Source organism: Paenibacillus ihuae (assembly GCF_001368795.1).
Classification (GTDB): Bacteria; Bacillota; Bacilli; order Paenibacillales; family Paenibacillaceae; genus Paenibacillus_AQ; species Paenibacillus_AQ ihuae.
Map to the genome: position 1 here is coordinate 164,975 of NZ_LN831202.1, position 18,232 is coordinate 183,206.

The 18,232-nt window shown below is 35.8% G+C and carries 15 protein-coding genes and 1 other RNA gene; 2 read left to right on the forward strand and 14 right to left on the reverse strand.

Translation table 11 applies throughout. The features are described 5' to 3' along the window. Positions 1–1,002, forward strand: a 1,002-nt coding sequence (locus tag AQR02_RS26480; protein ID WP_054943344.1) for an IS256 family transposase, incomplete at its 5' end; no start/stop codon positions are given. A gap of 250 nt (positions 1,003–1,252) precedes the next feature. Here the strand turns inward: AQR02_RS26480 and AQR02_RS26485 are convergent. From AQR02_RS26485 to AQR02_RS26520, 9 genes are all read right to left on the reverse strand, one after another. Next, a complete protein-coding gene (locus tag AQR02_RS26485) occupies positions 1,253–4,108 on the reverse strand; it encodes a P-loop NTPase family protein (protein ID WP_054943345.1) in 2,856 nt (951 codons plus the stop codon). Positions 4,109–4,550: 442 nt separating this feature from the next. Further along, positions 4,551–5,147, reverse strand: a complete 597-nt coding sequence (locus AQR02_RS26490; protein ID WP_054943408.1) for a recombinase family protein — start codon at positions 5,145–5,147, stop codon at positions 4,551–4,553. Positions 5,148–5,334: 187 nt separating this feature from the next. Next, the gene (locus AQR02_RS26495; protein ID WP_054943346.1) at positions 5,335–6,447 is read right to left on the reverse strand and encodes a site-specific integrase; all 1,113 of its coding nucleotides are present in this window, start codon (positions 6,445–6,447) and stop codon (positions 5,335–5,337) included. Positions 6,448–6,514: 67 nt separating this feature from the next. Next, positions 6,515–6,679 carry a helix-turn-helix transcriptional regulator gene (locus tag AQR02_RS31635; RefSeq protein WP_082452094.1) on the reverse strand — a complete coding sequence of 55 codons (165 nt, stop codon included), beginning with the start codon at positions 6,677–6,679 and terminating at the stop codon, positions 6,515–6,517. A gap of 175 nt (positions 6,680–6,854) precedes the next feature. Further along, positions 6,855–8,606: a DNA primase family protein gene (locus AQR02_RS26500; RefSeq protein ID WP_054943347.1), complete on the reverse strand. Its 1,752-nt coding sequence runs from the start codon at positions 8,604–8,606 to the stop codon at positions 6,855–6,857. Beyond that, positions 8,593–9,180, reverse strand: a complete 588-nt coding sequence (locus tag AQR02_RS26505; RefSeq protein ID WP_054943348.1) for a hypothetical protein — start codon at positions 9,178–9,180, stop codon at positions 8,593–8,595. Before AQR02_RS26505 ends, AQR02_RS26500 begins: the two co-directional genes overlap by 14 nt. A 180-nt stretch (positions 9,181–9,360) precedes the next feature. Beyond that, complete coding sequence (locus tag AQR02_RS26510; RefSeq protein WP_054943349.1) at positions 9,361–10,764, reverse strand: hypothetical protein; 1,404 nt, start codon at positions 10,762–10,764, stop codon at positions 9,361–9,363. Positions 10,765–11,072: 308 nt separating this feature from the next. Next, positions 11,073–12,059 (reverse strand): hypothetical protein, encoded by a 987-nt coding sequence (locus tag AQR02_RS26515; RefSeq protein WP_054943350.1) that lies wholly within the window; start codon positions 12,057–12,059, stop codon positions 11,073–11,075. A 31-nt stretch (positions 12,060–12,090) separates the two neighbouring features. Further along, on the reverse strand, positions 12,091–13,632 hold the full coding sequence (locus tag AQR02_RS26520) for a hypothetical protein (protein ID WP_054943351.1): 1,542 nt from the start codon (positions 13,630–13,632) through the stop codon (positions 12,091–12,093). Between the two features lie 341 nt (positions 13,633–13,973). On the opposite strand from AQR02_RS26520, the gene AQR02_RS26525 reads away from it, so the two are divergent. Beyond that, entirely contained in the window at positions 13,974–14,315 is a 342-nt protein-coding gene (locus AQR02_RS26525) for a helix-turn-helix domain-containing protein (RefSeq protein ID WP_054943352.1), read from the forward strand. Here the strand turns inward: AQR02_RS26525 and radC are convergent. The 5 genes from radC to AQR02_RS32680 form a co-directional block, all read right to left on the reverse strand. Then, positions 14,312–14,929, reverse strand: a complete 618-nt coding sequence (gene radC, locus AQR02_RS26530) for a RadC family protein (protein WP_054943353.1) — start codon at positions 14,927–14,929, stop codon at positions 14,312–14,314. The two genes, AQR02_RS26525 and radC, sit on opposite strands and share 4 nt — an antisense overlap. Before the next feature lie 202 nt (positions 14,930–15,131). Then, positions 15,132–15,992 (reverse strand): MAE_28990/MAE_18760 family HEPN-like nuclease, encoded by an 861-nt coding sequence (locus AQR02_RS26535; RefSeq protein ID WP_054943354.1) that lies wholly within the window; start codon positions 15,990–15,992, stop codon positions 15,132–15,134. Next, the gene (locus AQR02_RS26540) at positions 15,989–17,092 is read right to left on the reverse strand and encodes a DUF262 domain-containing protein (RefSeq protein ID WP_054943355.1); all 1,104 of its coding nucleotides are present in this window, start codon (positions 17,090–17,092) and stop codon (positions 15,989–15,991) included. Before AQR02_RS26540 ends, AQR02_RS26535 begins: the two co-directional genes overlap by 4 nt. 330 nt (positions 17,093–17,422) lie before the next feature. Continuing rightward, positions 17,423–17,787: a transfer-messenger RNA gene (ssrA, locus tag AQR02_RS31640) on the reverse strand. Between the two features lie 200 nt (positions 17,788–17,987). Then, a partial coding sequence (locus AQR02_RS32680; RefSeq protein WP_167347644.1) for an SsrA-binding protein occupies positions 17,988–18,232 on the reverse strand: 245 nt, incomplete at its 5' end.

Sequence of the window (18,232 nt, forward strand, 5' to 3'; positions counted from 1 at the left end):
AGTGAGTACGGTGAACAGGAAATCGCGATCCCTCGGGACCGTCTGGGTGAGTTTGAGCCACTTGTCGTCAAGAAGCATCAGTCGAACGTAACGGGCATCGAAGAACAAATCATTGCCCTGTATGCCAAAGGCGTCAGTACAAGAGAAATCCAGGATCATCTAGGGCAGATGTATGGCATTGAAGTCTCTCCTACGCTCATTTCTAATGTCACGAACAAGATTGTTCCTCTCATTAAAGAATGGCAGAACCGGCCTCTACAAGGCGTCTACGCGGTCGTCTATCTGGATGCGATCCACTTCAAGGTCAAGCAAGACGGGGCCATTATCAACAAAGCTGCCTACATGGTCATTGGCATCGATCTGGACGGAAACAAGGACGTCTTGGGCATGTGGATCGGGGAGAATGAGTCCTCGAAGTTCTGGCTGAGCGTGCTCAATGAACTCAAGAATCGTGGTGTTGGGGACATCCTCATTATCTGCGTGGATAACCTGTCCGGATTTTCTCAAGCGATTGCAGCCTGCTATCCGCAAACCGAAATCCAGAAGTGTATAATTCACCAAATCCGCAGCTCTACTCGGTACGTTTCGTACAAGGATATTAAGAAGGTGACCGCCGATTTAAAGCCCATTTACAAAGCAGCTACCGAGGAAGGTGCTTTGCTCGAACTCGACCGTTTCGAGGAAGTTTGGGGAGCGAAGTATCCACTAATTATCCGTTCTTGGCGAACCAATTGGGACGAGCTCGCTACCTTTTTTAAGTACCCGCCCGAGATCCGCAAACTCATCTACACCACCAATATGATTGAGAGTTACCACCGTCAGCTTCGAAAAGTGACGAAGGGGAAAAGCATCTTTCCTACGGATGAAGCATTGCTTAAGATGCTCTACCTAGCCACCGTCGACGTCACTCGGAAATGGACAGGACGTGTCCAAAACTGGGGGCAAATGCTGCTCCAGCTTTCGGTCTTTTTCCCCGATCGGGTCGGTCAACACTTGCGTTAGATTCGCGACTTCCCCCTCGGGGGAACCTATGCTTAAAAAAGTTTACACAAAATTATTGACAGACCCAGTAAATCCCGTAGAGCCTTATCCAGTAAGGCTTTGCGGAGTTTTATTTATTAACCTGTTTTAGTTGAATTTATAATTGATTATCTTGATTTAAACCTTATGTCTACAACGTGTCTACAGAATACGGACAGGAGTTTCAAGCAAAATAAGCATATAGCTTTTGTGGAAGTCACAGTTCATATTACTACATGATCGTAATATTATTGATTGCATCAAAAAGTAATTTAAATCCTGAAAACTCTTCTTCTCCTAATTCTTCTCTCTTCTCAATACTACGAGCGAATTTAGTTTTACTTGAGTTTTCATTAACTATTTCAAAATAAAACAAATCATTTAAATTGTCATAGTCTGCTCCACTAATATAATTCTCGCTATTCTTCACATAATCCAGACTGTTAATTTTACCTATACTCCTTTTTCTTATAATATTATATTCTTCAAGCAATTCTCTACTATATAAAAACTCAATTTCACCATTTTCATACTCTTCAAATTTTTTGTTAAGATGGGGCAATACAATTATATAGTATTGCCTGTTTTTATCTCTATCACTTTGGTGAACTCTTACATACGATCCATCAATATCTTTCATTGATTTTTTAAAATCTTTTGCCACTCTTATACCCTTTTCATCATGATCAAGAATACCTATTATTTTTTTATTAGGAAGCATATCTGTAGGATATGATGTTAAAAACTGTTTGATGTTATCTGCCCCATTAACAGAGTATACATCAAATGGAAGTTCCCTCTTCATTAGTTTTTTCCAAGCTGTTTGAATATGTATTTTATCCGTTTCTCCTTCTGTCAGCACAATAAATTCTTTTTGACTCATCGTGACTTCTTCAAACTTCTTCGCGAATTCATCTTCTTTATTTAAGTCATCAAATATAGTATCATTAGTGTTTTTTAAATAATTTAAGTTCTTTACAGATTGAATAGACTTAATATATTGCTTCACACAAAATTCAATAAAAACATTAAGAAAATCCAAGAAAATTCCGCCACAGTTTAGTTCAACAGTTTTTGCAACCTCAAATTTTTTGAAGAATAACATCCAATAACAACTTTCCCAGCACTGATTCTCCTTTCCATATTTCTCATTAACTAGCCCTATTCCATGCATTCCGTTATTTGTACAATATTTACTTTGTTTTCGGCTTCCTGAATAAACTCCTTCGTTAAACTGATAACAACTTTTATTCCGCTTCACTCTCTCATATGTACCAGTTGAATTACATGCTTTAGACATACTGCACTTATTGGGCACTAAAGCCTCACATGGTAAGCATCCAGCACAAAAATAATAATGACCAAATTTGTTTATACATTCTCTCAGAAAGACATTTAATTTCTTATTCTTAAAATAATCATTAACAATAAAGTTACCGAGGTTATCTACCCTGTGTTCACCAGAATCTTTTGCTAAAACATCAATAAATGAAGTAATTAATAAATTTCTCAGATTAAGATCCCCATAGAAACCAAACATGTTAGAATCTAATCTCCTCCAAAATGCCTCTTGAGTTCTACCATGTGAAATACTATATTTCTTATTTAAAGTTTCTTGAGCCTTGTGTATCATTATACCTAATTTTTCTTCTATACCATTTTTATTCAGCATAAATCCTTGTACAAGTTGTTGTTTTAATTCAATTTCATCTATATTATCAATCGATACGCCATAGTTATCATTTTCAAGTACCGAAACAAGTATATTCTTAAAGTACCTTATATTATTTATCCGTGCAGTTCTTCTATTCTGGTTATCATTAAATTCAAATGTACCCATAAAATAAGAAATATTATTAAAAATGCATTCTTTTCTATACTCAGCAACATCCTCACTATAATGCTCTTTAAGAATCTGGTAGAAATCATCTCTAATTTTATTTGAGTTATTTTTTATGAAAAAATTTTTAATATCTTCTAATTCTCCGCTATCCATTTCACTTAGTTTATTGGGAGATTGATTTTGGGCATAGAGATCATACTTTGTATAAACGATTTGTGGAATAATGCTCCGTTTCGCTTCAATTAAAGCTTGAAACCGCTCATTTGTGCTAGTAGCTTTTCCATGCATGGGAGTAATAAAAATAACAGAATCTATATCTCTAAACTCACCATCAAGTATATCTGTCAAACGTTTTTTTATATTTCTTACTATGATATCTCCCTTTGTATCTCCGGCATGATCTAATCCATATGTATCAACAAGTTTTATTTGATTTATACCCACACTACTACAAATTTCTGAATAGTCCTTATTCAACCTCAGTTCGACTGCAACACTTTTGACTATCCCAGATAACGAGTTAACGTCTATAGTCTCCAATAACTCTCTCATTGTTGCTTTTCTTATACAATACGTAAGAAGTAATTTTGTGTTTTCGTCCAAAGTAAATTTCAGTTGAGGAATATCAATTTTAGAATTATCTTCAGCTAAATTATTGAGTGGTATTTGAAATAATTCGATAAAAAGAGCTGTTTCTCTTTTGATCTCTTGATATATATCCTCAAGCTTTTTAGTCATTACCCTTAGAAACTGATCATAGTCCTGTAGCATTTCTACATCATCACTTGTTATAAGAACACCCCTTTCTTCTTGCAAACCAAATTCTGTGAGATTAATAAACCCATCGTCCACTAGATTTTTATTAGCTATTTTTTTTAGGATATCTTCCTTTTCCATTTTCCACAAACTGTATTTTTCTGTTGAATGTAATTCCTCATTCTGTCTTATGATATAATCATTAGCGTTACTAGAGTCTAACGAGACTTTTGGTCCTAACTCATATTTATCAACAATTTTTGAGCGTTGTTTCTCTGTAAATTCCTCCTTGCTATAAAAGGTAACTGTAACTCTATTCGCATTGTTCTCTTTATATGTAAAGTTATAAAAGCCATCGCATCTTGTTGTGTGACCTCCTCCGCTAATATTCAACAGGCCCGCAGTTTCTTCATCACAAAATGTGCGGATAAACGAGGATTTTCCAGATTCAGAATCTCCCACAACTAAAAAACTTAGATTATCTCTCATAAAAAAACCTCCATGAATTCTTAAAATATAGAATCACCAAGTAAATCATATTACATTCTATAATTTGCATAGAATGTAATATGATTTACTGTCTTAATAGATAAAATGAAGACCATTAATACTTAGCAGTTTACGCACAACATCAAAACAGCAAAATATCCACATAAAAAACTATATTGTTACAATATTCGCCAAATTCAAATACAATCCTCCATATTGAATGTTTCAGACCTTTTATTCTCTAATTCTAATTAGTTTTCTATACTCCATATCGACTTGAAGCTATAATCAAATCCCATAATAAGATCCGATCAATATAGAGTAAACTTAAGCATCTAAGCTGATGACTGTTGTAACCCTTGGCCTGCAAAAGTTTCAACAGCCAACTTCTCCTAATTCTTAAGTTCAACTTAATTAGTTGATTTTGCAAAGCTATGTAGCATCACCCTTCCTCATATTCATTTACACGACGATAAAATGTTCTATGCTTCATATCTAATTGCTTCATGGCACTTGTAGCCGTAATCGCACCCGATTTCCATTCTTTATAAATCTGAATAAACATCTCATCGATTTCTACCTTCGGCCGACCAAACCTCACTCCATCTGCCTTAGCAACCTCAATGCCTTCAGCTTGCCGTTGTCGGTTCTTCTTCCTCTCCTGCTCAGCCACATAAGCCAGTAGGCTCAAAAACTGGTCTTCCATCACCTTTCCGAAATCCCCCATTGTCCTGAACTTACGTGAATCAAACAACGTCTCATTATCTAAGCAAACAATGTCAGCTTTTAGCTCTCGGGTAATGAACTTCCATTCGGTCATGATTCCATCGTAGTCACGACCTAGCCGATCCAATGCATCAATGTATATCAGATCACCTTCCCGGATCATTAGTCGCATAGCTTGATAACGGGGTCGATTAAAATCCTTTCCGCTTAGTTTATCAACAAATATATACCGTTCATCAATTCCGATCTCCCGAAACTTCACCAACTGTCTTTCAGGATTCTGATCTTTAGCTGATACTCGCCCGTATCCCATCTCCACCTATATCCCTCCTTGAATTTATGCCAGAATGTCTACAATCTTGGTGACACATGCCAAAAGCTATTTACTGATGTTTTGACACATGAAAACATAGCTTCTGGAATCATGCCAAAAAGCATGCTTTATGACACAGGAAAAAGAAGCAACTATGAAAGCTTGCTTCTATCTTAAACCTATCTTTTTATCTTAAAGCATTACTCATCACGCTTAATGTGCTCTTATGGGTTTTATCAAATCGGTGGGTATAAATTCTACTCGTTGTACCAATGTCGTTATGTCCTAATGCTTGGGAGATAGCCAACAAGTCAACACCCTCATCATATAAGATGCTTGCAAAAGAGTGACGAAGATCATGTAGCCTTATTCGAGGAAGTTCATTCCTTTCTAGGAACTCTTTAAATTGTTCAGTTAGTGAATTTACTCTGTAAGGTTTTCCATCATCACGAGTTACAACATATCCGCTATCCTCATACTCTTTCCCTAGGATTTTCTTGAGTTCACTTTGCCGATTTTGAGTTCTTAGCAAGAGTTCATATAATTCATCTTCCAAGAAAAGCGTTCTTCTACTTTTATCCGTCTTCGGTGTTTTGATTATGACATTTTTACCCGCACTCGTTCTAACCTCTTGAATTTGTAGTGTTCGATTATCTAGATCAATCCACTTCCATTTTAGTCCCACAACCTCCTCTCTCCTAAGACCTAGAAACACCGAGAGACTTATTGGCAATTCTATTTTGCTATCCTTCAACTTTTTCAGTAATACGTTTAATTGTTCCTTTGTATAAGATTTCCCTTCAAAATTTTTCTTTCGAGGCAACGAAACAGCGTCAGCAACATTTCTGTAGAGAAACTGTTGTTTCAATCCATAATCCAATGCCTTACGAATGTTGGCATGATGTTTATGAACGGTATTTGGCGACAAGCCTTTTTGATCCATCAAGTATTTATAGTACTGCTGTATATGAGATGGCTGTAACTTTTGTAACTCAATCTCCCCTAGGTATGGAGCTATGTGCTTATTGATTATATTTCTATAGCCGTATGCGGTTGTCTCTTCACAGTTATACTTCACATAGTTGTCCATCCAATGATTAAAGAACTCTGAAACCGTAATTCTGCTGCTTTCAACTAGTGTATGCCTTTGCTGATTGTATTCAAATTCAGCTAAAAGTTTCTTTGCCTCGGCTTCTGTTGCTGCGTAAACATATTCCCTAAGCCTTTTTCCAGCGTTGTCTTTACCAAGTTCTTTGGTAACTCGGAATTTCTTTCCGATCTTTTGGATACTTCCAGCCATATACGCTCCTCCACTTCCGCTTACTTCATTGCACTATCCATAGTAATCACAGTTCCTATATTGGCCTCTAACCACTCTTCAAATCTCTTGGCCGGAATGATAATTTTTTTCCGATACGAATCTTAGGAAAATCATCTCTGCTCACTAAACGATAAATAGAATTTCTTCCGAGCGGCAGTAAATCTAATAAATCAGTAATGGTATAGAACAACAATTGATTATTGTCCGACATCTATTTACCTCCTCAATTTTATAATATGGAAGTTCATTTTTTGAATTAACGATTGATTGTAGCCAATAGTAGCTTAAGGGTAGACCTCAAGGTCTACACCTAATAGGCCTAAAAATCCACAGTTTACAAGCGTTTACGAAGTCTGTAGACAATGTAGACATTATAGAGCAATCTCTTAAGTAATAATCTCACTATACCTAGAGCGTAATTCAATGCCTCTAAAGCCCCATAGTGGTGATGAGCCCTCTATTCGTATTTTAGCTGGGAGTGCACCAGTCTTTTTAATCTCAACGTAAAATTCTTCTTTGGTTACGGCTCTCTCACCATTATCCTTACAGTAAATAAGATACGCAGGGTACAGCTGTCTTCTTTGTACCTTCAGTTGATGGTTATTAAATTCTACCACGCATCTATCTAGCAGAAAGCCAGGTACATTATTTAGCTCGCTAATATATTGCTGTTTAAACTTCTGTGCGTCATCACTCTCAGTAAATACAAGCTCATTTTCTTTAAGTTTACGCAGCCCCTCTAGTGCCCAATTAACGATATATGATTTTTCTGCTAGCAGCTTATCCATTAAATTTTTATCCCTACGTTCTTCAGGGATTGTATTGTTAAACATTAAGAATAGAATACGATCAGTAAAAGCAGCGGTACCATCTAACTTATTCAGTAATGGCATATGATTTCCAGCAGCAACAAGCTTTGTCTTTCCATAAAATTGGAACGGATCTTTTCCCTTTTTCTCAGCAGTTATCAAGTCTCCCCCTGTAATCATTTTGATTATATCCGTGCCTTTTATAGGACCATTCTCATCCATCTCGGCTGTAACATTTAGCTTTGATCGGAACAGTTCTGCTGTCATGAACCGACTCTCACTTAATTGTTTTAATGACATAGCAGTTGTATGTTTAGGGCCGATAAGGGATCGCCATAGCGACAGCCAAATACTCTTACCAGTATGAGGTAGACCAAGCAATACAAAAAATTTCTTAGCTCGCCATTCATTACTTATGATATATCCAGTCAATTCTTGAAGTGACCTAATTTTTTGAATATCACCCTGCGTACAATCTTCCAAAAAATCATCAAAATAATTATTTTCAAGCCTACTTCTATTATCCCGATGAATACGTGTAAGCTTGCCAAGCTTCCCATAATCAGCATCAATATAGCTTGTAAATAGAAAGTGGGGACTATGAGTATGCTTTTCACCTGTTCTTGTATTCAGGACAATATCCTTGAAATTTATCAAATCGACATGAGGGTCGAAACCCTCATGCTTGATCTGAAGTTCAGGACTGCTAATGATTCGATGCACAACTTCTATTATTTTAATTTTACTTAATCTTATATCCATCTCAGGTGTAAGAGCTCTTCTTATAGCAACATGGATACTAGCTTCAGTTTGCTCTTCATAACATCCTGTTTCCTCATCATAAAGGAATATAACTCCTCCACAACAACGTACGAAGCACTCTTCAAGAAACTTAGTTTTGACTATATAGTCCAATGGAATCTTTTTTCCCTCAGCTCCAGAATCTTTCTCTGCGTGCTCTCCTTCTTGTTTGGAAGAGGCTAGTGTTCTTTTTTGCATCTCCGGATTTCTACTAGCTTCACTCTCAAAATTTTCATCATTCTCGGCTATGAAATCACTACTTATCTCTTTCTTTGAAGGCAGAGAATTGATTTGATCCTGAAAAATCTCGAAATTCGTTTCATGAGAAAAAGTATATGAACTGCTTGGTAGTCCATACTCTTCAAAATCATTAGATGAATCTAAGGATACAACTCCCATATTCTTAGATTGAATGTAATCTCTCTCTAAAGAACCTGGAACTAACTGAATCAGCTCCTCCAATGTTACTAAGTTTGCTGCCTCCTTTGAATGATTCTCAGTATATTCAAGATTTTTAGACTTCTTCATTGAGATCATCCTCTATTTTAAGTAAAAATTCATTCAATCCTGGAAAAGACTCCTCCAACATACTTAGAGCAATAGTCCTCATTTTCTCCATTATTTGTTTAGAAGCAGTGAAGATATGACTTACTTTCTGATATGCTACTCTTCCATCAAATAATGAGAATTGAACAAAATCAGGACATTCAAGGAACACCACTAATAACTCACTAGTTTCGCCATTCTCTTGGCTATTAGATAAATCAATAGAGTCGTTACCAATAGTAATATGGAAACTCACATCTGACTTATCCCTACAATCCACCCAAACTCTAAAAGGAAATGAGCCTGGAGTCTGTACGAATGGAACGTGCTGGTCAGCATGACTTACGTGGCATGCCTTATATGCTTTATTTCCTCTACCAATATATCCAGAAATTAAATTAAATTGTTCAAGTCTCGTATTGCCTAGATAGACACATGGCTCGATTCCATCACAAGCGAACAGTTGAATATCCTTTTTTTTACGTATCATCTGATATGCTAGCTTCTCTTCAGTCTCTGAAAACTCATTAAGTACATCTACTGCTTTTGTTTTCATTTTTTCACACTTCCCTCTATTTTTGTGATGATTCATTCCGAACACCTTGAGTATTCTTAATGCGATCATCGACTTGAACATAGCTTATCAGAGGCTTTAATTGGTAAATAATTGAATACAGCTAGAATAAATTCCCAAAAAATAAAAGCCGCAGTTCGATTACAGAACTGTGGCTTTTATTCAAAGATCCCATCCTCTATTTCTTATTTCATTCAGAAACTTGGTGTACTCTTCTCCTACCTCCTCTTCATCAAATTTCCTAAAATATGCTTCAAACGTATTAACTAATTTCTTGAAAGTTATCTTTTTCTCTTTATTCGAATGCAATCTAGAAATCTCCATGAAATCATCTGCCATATTTTTAGTCAACCAATGCATAGCACAATTTGTATCGTTTCGTATTTCTTCAATATTATCCTCAATCCATTCTTTGGGCTTAGAATCAATTAACGAGAGAAAATTATCTCCATCTTTTATATTTCTATTTACTTCAATACGAATACCCTTAATTTCAGAGTAAAGGCTCATGAAAACCTCTTTGTAATCTTCTGTAGATATGAGATTACGAATATCTTCCATTATTTTGATCTTATTTCCCAAAGTTTCTGTTCTAGGTCGTTTAGTCAATTTATTTAAGCTTAACTTTATATGTATTCTCTTCAGCTCATCATATAAGTTGGGATCTAAAGCAAATTTTATAAGCCTTGAATCTTTTAAAAGAGGGACTTGCGAACACAACTCATCCCGCAAAAAAGTAATTAGAAAAGGAATAAGCATGAAGTTGAAGAGAAAAAAGTACTTATACCCTTGCATATATATGTATTTGCTATGCAACCCTTCATTTTTGTGAAATGCTGAAAGAAAGGCACTCCTTATCTTGTAATCATCAATTAGGGCAAAAGATGAAACAATCTTTAACCCTTTCTTATTATATTTACTTGATTTAGAACTAGGACTAGATAATATTTTATGAACTGCATCAAATATGAGTAACATATCAGTATCTCTTTCAAACATATTCAGTTCTTCTTTAGGATCATGTTCGCTCGCTTGTTCAGTCATTTTTTTCAAAAATAAGTCTGTACTTTCAAATGCGTATTTAGAAAACACTTTAGAATCGTCTTTACTTTTAGCTTTATTCACTATACGATTTAGCTGCCTTGTCAAAGTCATTTTACCTTTGTTAAACTTACGATCAAATATATTACGATATAACGAACCGGATTTCTTTGAATACTGATGCCAGACCTGCCCAAGCTCCTCAGAAGACTTCTTTTTATTAACTAACTTAGGGGAAATAAATTTTGTTATGTCGGATCGTAATTTATTAATCCCTTCCTCATCATCGCTCAAATTATATTTAATATTGCATAAATCATATAGGTATTGCTCTGTATAATATTCAATGAATACATTTGGATCTTCAAAGTATTCATTACCAGCGATTAAGCTATTATTAAGAGACCACAGTTCATTATGCTTCTCAATTAATGTTAGCTCTTGTTTTGAAAAACTTGTTACTTCTTCATAAAGAACATGCAGGGCGTATTCCTTAACTGCTCTGCTTAAAAAATCTGCATTCATCTCAAGGTATGTGCAGACTTCATCAAATACTGGTCCTAAATTAATTGAATCGATTGTATTTTTATAATTAGTGAGCTTCTTTGAATTCTTGAGCTCGAAACCAAAGTAGTTAATTACTATTTTCTCAGCTTCGCTGATTACAGTATCAATTATGTTCTCCTCCTCTATTCTTCATTAATATTAATTTCATACTTTTATAGATTTAATTATGTAGAATCACATAAGCATTGTAAACTACATTAAAGCAGTTTCAATTTTATAATCAAAAAAAAGAAGAGGATGCGTTCCTCTTCGGGTTACTTTATCAATTAGATTCTTTTTAAAATGTAGGTTCCAGAAGCGAGTCCCCATCCCGATGAGTTTTGGTTTGGCTTTACTGTTATTTTTAATGAAGCGCTGTTTCCGTTGAGTGTTAATTTTATCGTCCCTGTTTCTCCCCAGCCATCATCATCAAATGAGCCTTGAAGCACACTATTCTTTATCGTACCTGTAAATTCAACATAAGCGGACTTATCACCGATGGTGTTAATATTTATTTCAACGCTAGCCTTATTATTAGCATTGATATTAATAATAATTTCATTAAGTGAATTTTTTGGATCAACATAGTTAAGCTTACCACTAAGCCCACTGCTAACATCTTTATTCAAATTATATTGGATAAGCTGATAAGTCTGCTTATCATTTATATTTACCGTTTTTATTATTGCCGTTGCTCTGCCAATAAGTTCAGGTTTAAAACTCTTTTTCCATAAACTTTTTGGTTTATAAATCATTTTATCCCCTTCATAGTCAGATCCAGCATTATAAATTTCTAGAGACACTGAGTATGAACCATCTTTATTTTTATACATTTCTACAACCTGAGAGAAGTTAGGGAACGGCTCACCCGAAGCTGCTGGCCATTTGTAGGTACCATTAGAATAAGAGTATCTGTCAGTTTTTTGATGCTTAATAGTTAAGCCAAAGTACTTTTTAACGGATTCGGCTACATAAGAGTCCTTGATTGTAAAATATGAACCTTCAATTTTAATTTTATTATCCGCGTTAATATAGTTATGTAGAATTGAAAAATTGATTAAATCTGAAGCTTTATAACTTTTTGAATTGAAATTACCGAAGTTAACTTCGCTAAAATTACTGAAGAAAATATTTAGAGCCTGCTTTTTCTCATTATCCATTGAGAGAAATACATTATTACCTGCCGTTTGTGCAAAAGTTCTTTCATAAGTAGGGCTGAATATGCTTAATATAATGAGTACTGCTAGAATAGTTTTAAATTTTTTATAAGTCATTTTGTTGCACTCCCTTTCCGTAATTTTGTTATCATAGATGATCTAAAATACGATCAATGCTTCCATCCATCTCATCATTAATTTGAGCCTGTTGCTCCATCAAATTATTAACTTGATTGTATTTGTCAATATCCTCTTGAGATACCTCCCTATATATAGGGTAATCTTTCTCAAACCCTTTGTTATCAATAAGTGTTACTTCATTGGAAACAACTGCCTTTGTTTTATATGCCCCTTCCCCGGATAACTCGCTATCCCCAGAAAGCCGCAACACAGCTTGCCAATCATTCGAAGGAACATAACCAAATGTCTGTGAGTATGAATAACTCGTAATAAAATAATTATCTGAGTAGCTTTCATCTTTTATTGTAAGATTGCCGATCTTAGTGCCTGTATTTTTAATTTTATAATTGACATATACATCGAGATTCTCAACTTGGGATATATCCTTAATTATCCCATACTCCACTTTAGGATGTTCCTTATTGAACTCTTTTAAAGCTTCGTTTGCTTCAATAAACTTTTTCGTGTTCATTAATATCAAGCCTAAATCACTATTATCTAGAGGTGAAAGATTAGTTAGAAACTCCATTTTCTTATATAATTTTTTCACCTTTTCAACTTTCTTTCCTTCAAATACTTCCTTATTCTCAATTAGCTCTTTATGATACTTTTCATTAATATAATCTACAAAATATGTCTTCATTTGATCATCAGATAATTTATATATATCCATTAGCTTTTCAGAATCGCCCTTTTTAAGAGTACTATTGATACTTTTCTCTATTTTTTCATTCATATTGGTATTTGAAGTAGATTTAGAACCACCAAATATCCCACCGAACCAATTTGATACTTTTGATCCTATTGCCTCTTTATCATCTCCATCAGCATTTTTCGACTTCTCTTCTATATTAGTTTGCACCTTCTGGTCTTCTTCTGTCGGAGCGCTAGTGGCTGTACCTTTGGTAAGCTTGGTTTGTTCATCAGTAGCTTTCCCTTCTTGCTCTTCAGTGTCTTTCTTCACTTGTTCTTCAGCATCTTTCTTTGTTTGCTCTTCAGTATCTTTCTTTTCTTGCTCTTCAGATGCTTGAATGGCCTTCGCTGCTGCTACTTCTACCTTTCTTTCTTTTTCCCTATCTTCTTTTTCCTTAGCATTTTGGATAGCCTGCTCCTCTCTCTGTTTCTGCTGCATAGCTATATACTCAAAAGAATGCTGGCTGCTAAGTTTGGCGCTTATTGTTGTCATTCCAATAAACACAATTACAAAAGAAATTACCCATGCTAAAATCTTTTTCCCTATACTTTTGCTCTTGAATAATGGTAAAAACTTTCGTATATTCCCCAAGTTTGTTATAAGTATAAACGGAATAATTACTAAAAAGCACACAATGGAGATATTCTCCCACCGAGAGATCATATTATCCTTAGAAGATGCTTGAGGGTCTCCGCTTCCAAGGATCATCATAAATGAAAAGAAAATGAGCACAGGATAAGCAATACTCGCTATTATTTTTTTCCACAATTCTCCTGATCGGAAACCTGGGATTAATATCTTGACTTTTTTCCACATTTCTTTTATTCCCCCATATTTTATAAAATACACATGACAAAAATTAGGTACATTGTATCATTTCGTTCCAAAATTATACAAGTAATATTGTTTCATTTCTCTAGAAAGGTACTGTACACTTCCGATTAATAATTCCTACATTGCTTATGAAAATTTTTATTCACTTAGTTTAGATTGTAATAGAGCCCCTCCTTAGGATTACAGCCCCCTCTTCTTGTTAATCGAATTATAAAACACTGTATACAGCATTTCAATCACTATAGTAATTTATTTAATTAGTTACCATAATGGTTTGTTGCGATTTCACTTAACCTCTATCTTGAGCATAGAGGTGAGTGAAATTGAGTAGAATTTCCGAGGCTGTTGGTTCTCAAATCAAGGTCTTACGGCAAGAGCGGGGAATTAGTCAGGAAAAACTTGCTTTGATAGCAGGTGTAAATACATCTTATGTTGGACAGATAGAACGCGGCATAAGAAGCCCCACAATAGATATGCTGGATAAAATCGCTCAGGCACTAGAGGTTGATATAGTAGAGCTATTCCGTTCAGAAAATGCCCGGGTCCTACATTCCAACTCAGATACATTAAACAAGCTTATGTTCGAACTACGCACCCGTTCTGAAGACGAACAAAATTCCGTATATGACATTGTTAAGCGCCTTCTAATCTTCAAAGATGCCTAAGCACGAGCCATTAATCCTTGTTCCTTTAAACTCACATATCTTTGTCCGGCAATAATCAGATGATCCAATACATCGATACCAATAATTTCTCCGGCTTCAATAAGACGATGGGTAATAATCAGATCTTCATTCGAAGGAGTAGGATCGCCACTCGGATGTGAATGAGAACAAATGATTGAGGCACAGGAGCGTTTGATTCCAACTTTGAACACTTCACGCGGATGGACGATAGAAGCGTTAAGAGAGCCTATAGAGATCGTTTCCTTGTGTATTACACGATTCTTTGTATTGAGATACAGGCATATAAAATGTTCTTTGGTGTTATATCGATGCTCCGGCTCAAGTAAATGATATGCATCCTCAGGTTTGCGAATAGCCGGAAAATCTATATCCGGCACGATAAGTGTCCTTGCCAACTTTAGTATTGCTACAATCTGTCGGGCCTTGTGTGGCCCGATACCACTAATTGAGATTAGCTCCTGCTCAGTAACCTCTATAAGGTCTGTGACGGAAGGGAAACGATTCATTAATTCTTCAATTAAATAACTTCCTTGTTTTTCACGCAAAGAATCAGTTAGTAGTGACTTCAGCTCAATATTTCGTTGTGTTAGCATTAATGAAACCTCCGTTATCTTAGTTTTAGATCATCGATTGCATCCCACTAATCTTGCTCTAGTCCGCTTATTGCAAGAGAAAAATGAAGGCCATACACGTAAATGTGTATGGCCTTCATTTAGGACTACCTATCGACTAGGTATCATTAATATAATATATATCTATTTCTTTCAAGATTACTCTTAGAATATCAGTGTTACTTTAAAGCAAAGAATCGTTTAGTATTGGAGATGGAATTGTAATACCTGAACTAAATAATACCAGTGCAATTGAATATTGTAGTATCTGGACCTTTATTTTTGCATCCTCAAGTTCATTTATAGATATCTCATTTCGGAAATTCGAACCATGCGCAATAGAGTGCCTTTTCCTTAACAATTCGTCTATAAATAATATCCATAAAGAATTTTCCCTTGCTAATCTTCCATCTTTAATCGAAATCGCATAATTTTCTAAATTTATGTTATATGGAAAATTTTCAACTGCTTGTATTGTATATTCTCTTAACTCTTCTAGAAATATCAATGTCTCTGAGCTATTATTTTCAAATACAATATCTAGTGAAGACATATGTAACAGTTTAAAGAAATCCTTTACTCCAAAGTTATTAAGAATAGTTTCAATTACTGTAGGAGAAGGATTTTTGTTGCGATCATATAAAAATGGTTCTACCGTAAGTCGAGCATTTAACTCTCCAAATTTTTCTAGTAATCTACCTTGTATTCTATTATCAATACCTCCGCTATCATTTACAGTTGATAAAAATAATGTGCAATAAGTTTTTTGAATACGTTTTGGTAATTCTATAAACTCACAATGGTGGTTTAAGTCCTTAATAAAGGTGGAAGCAGCTTCTTTCATGAATCCTTCCAGATGAGCCACCAATAGGACTACAGCAGATCTACAAAGTACATTTTTCACCTCATCGTTGCTTTGTATTTTTATTTGCTCTATAAGTATCTCTATCTCAGTCCATCGCTCCTCTAACTCTTCAATAAAAAGAGAAGCAAAAGTGCTGAATTCCGTAATATCAGTGTTGAAAGGATTGTGTGAAGAACTCATTTGAGCAGCTCCTTGACAGTATCAATTCGTGTAGAAACCTTTTCTCTATCATTTACACTTCCTGATACTGTATCAAAAAATTTCTCTTTTTTGAATAACTCTTGAAAACTAACCTTATTTAGTTTTGAAAAGACAGGAGAATCTAAGTCTAGACTATCTACGATAGCTATTGCTAATGCATCAAATACTGCAGCATTAAATTTAGACATCTTGATAAATTCTTCATTTTCGAATCTATACTTTGCAAATGCCTGATCCCCAAAGTTTTCTCTTATTACTTTCATTGTTTTTAGAAATTTATCTCTAAGTCCTTGTATTTCATCTTCTGATAACTTATTAAATTCCTCCATCGATTCAGAAAGAAACAATTTAAATCCCTTTTTTAAATTTTTATAGTTGTTATTCTGTAAAGCGAAAAAACGAAGAACCAGTTCTACATCTTCCATTTTTTGAACCTTCTTACTTTCATCTGGATTATCCATGTTGATTTGGTTCAAAACTCTGAAATCTTCATGCTTAGCAAGATCCTTTATTAGCTTATTAAACGGCCCTCTATAAATCGCATTTCTTAATTCTTGTGCTTCAAGCTTAACAGACCCGGAGTTCAATCTCTCGAATATATCGTATTTCACTTGTGGGTCGAGAGTTGAATCGATTCTTAAACACTTAATTGTTCTCTCCTCTAATCTTCTTATTAGAAACGGTGGTAAATCCTTATACCTTGACCCGTTTAGTGGTTTTAATACTTCCATCCCTTCTAAAACTAACTCGTTTGTCATGAAGTTAAAAATAGCTGTTAACCGTTGTTGACCATCAATTACTGAGTATCTAGCCAGGTCATCTGCCTCATCATCAACATCCACATCTTGAGACAAATATACCAATGGGACTGGAATATTTAGAATTAAGCTTTCAATTAACTTTGAAGATGTTTCTGCATTCCACCTATGATTCCTTTGGTACTCTGGGTCAAGCTTAATTGTCTTCCTATTAACTTTTTTCACCAAAGTCTCTAAATCATATTCAATGCTTTGCGTTTTAACAGTCCGCTCTTTAGCCAGTTGTTGCAATTCAACTAAGTTTTTTTTCAGTGTGTTCACGGAAGTAGTCCTCCTTATAAATTGTCTTATTTAGCTTTGGTTATTGCTTGTATTCTTAAACATCAAAGAAGTTTAATCTATACAGATTATACCACTATGATCAATGCTCCTCAGGATAAATATGGATTAAAAATGAGTATTTCTTTACCAGCAACAGTAATTACTCCACACACATGGAGTAATTTTAACAGAACGAATGATCTTATTTAAGATGTAGACAGCATGTCTACAATAAAGGGAACAAATAGCTCCTCAATATTCCCATGTCTACATTTGGTCTACAACTCAACCTAAAGACAGCAAAAAACCCGCTATTTCAGCGGGTTTTTAAGATGGAGCCGAGGGGATTCGAACCCCTGTCCGAAGATAACGGCACATAAGCTTCTACGAGTGTAGTCACAGTTTTGATGTCACCCGAGTATCGCCCCGTAACCGGCTATACGTTGGGTCAGCCTGATTATCTTCTTCCGTTGACCCCAGGCGGAGACCAAGCGGCGTATCCCACTACTAGTTAGCCCCTATCCCTGTCACATGGGCGATGCAGGGTAGAAGCACGCACACAGTTTCTTAGGCTGCGAAAGCGTAGTTTGTTTGTTGTTTGCCGTTTAATAGGCTTTAGCGTTGATGAAGCGGACGCGTCCCCACTACTCGCTACTCATGCTCGAACTACCCCCGTCGAATCCAAGAACGGCCCCTCATTAAAAAGGGCGCTTCGGATTAAGCGGACCAGCGAGCAAGAAATGATCCGGTCTACAGCTTTCTTGATCAAGAAGGCTGTTCAGAAGCAATAAGCTTTACTTACACAGTATAGCACATTTATCAACACTTTAACACGTGGGTTAAAGGAATTGCAGGAGCAATCTGGAACTTTGGGCTTCGGCTAACGCCGGCCCTGCTACCTGGCGATCTTCTGCTTATCGCGCAGCACACGCTGGATATCACGCTGAGCGTCGCGTTTAGCGGCAGAATCACGTTTGTCGTATTCTTTCTTCCCTTTACCGAGGCCGATCAGCAGCTTGGCGTAGCCGTTGCGCACATAGACCTTGAGCGGCACGATCGTGAAGCCCTCGCGTTTGGACTGCCCCAGCAGCTTGTGGATCTGCTCCTTGTGCATTAGCAGCTTGCGGGTACGGGTCGGAT

Bases quoted from the DNA above. Each gene is read 5' to 3' on its own strand.
- AQR02_RS26515 (WP_054943350.1), bottom strand. From the start codon at position 12,059: ATGACTTATAAAAAATTTAAAACTATTCTAGCAGTACTCATTATATTA.
- AQR02_RS26505 (WP_054943348.1), bottom strand. From the start codon at position 9,180: ATGAAAACAAAAGCAGTAGATGTACTTAATGAGTTTTCAGAGACTGAA.
- AQR02_RS26520 (WP_054943351.1), bottom strand. From the start codon at position 13,632: ATGTGGAAAAAAGTCAAGATATTAATCCCAGGTTTCCGATCAGGAGAA.
- radC (WP_054943353.1), bottom strand. From the start codon at position 14,929: ATGCTAACACAACGAAATATTGAGCTGAAGTCACTACTAACTGATTCT.
- AQR02_RS26495 (WP_054943346.1), bottom strand. From the start codon at position 6,447: ATGGCTGGAAGTATCCAAAAGATCGGAAAGAAATTCCGAGTTACCAAA.
- AQR02_RS31635 (WP_082452094.1), bottom strand. From the start codon at position 6,679: ATGTCGGACAATAATCAATTGTTGTTCTATACCATTACTGATTTATTA.
- AQR02_RS26535 (WP_054943354.1), bottom strand. From the start codon at position 15,992: ATGAGTTCTTCACACAATCCTTTCAACACTGATATTACGGAATTCAGC.
- AQR02_RS26500 (WP_054943347.1), bottom strand. From the start codon at position 8,606: ATGAAGAAGTCTAAAAATCTTGAATATACTGAGAATCATTCAAAGGAG.
- AQR02_RS26485 (WP_054943345.1), bottom strand. From the start codon at position 4,108: ATGAGAGATAATCTAAGTTTTTTAGTTGTGGGAGATTCTGAATCTGGA.
- AQR02_RS26510 (WP_054943349.1), bottom strand. From the start codon at position 10,764: ATGAATGCAGATTTTTTAAGCAGAGCAGTTAAGGAATACGCCCTGCAT.
- AQR02_RS26490 (WP_054943408.1), bottom strand. From the start codon at position 5,147: ATGGGATACGGGCGAGTATCAGCTAAAGATCAGAATCCTGAAAGACAG.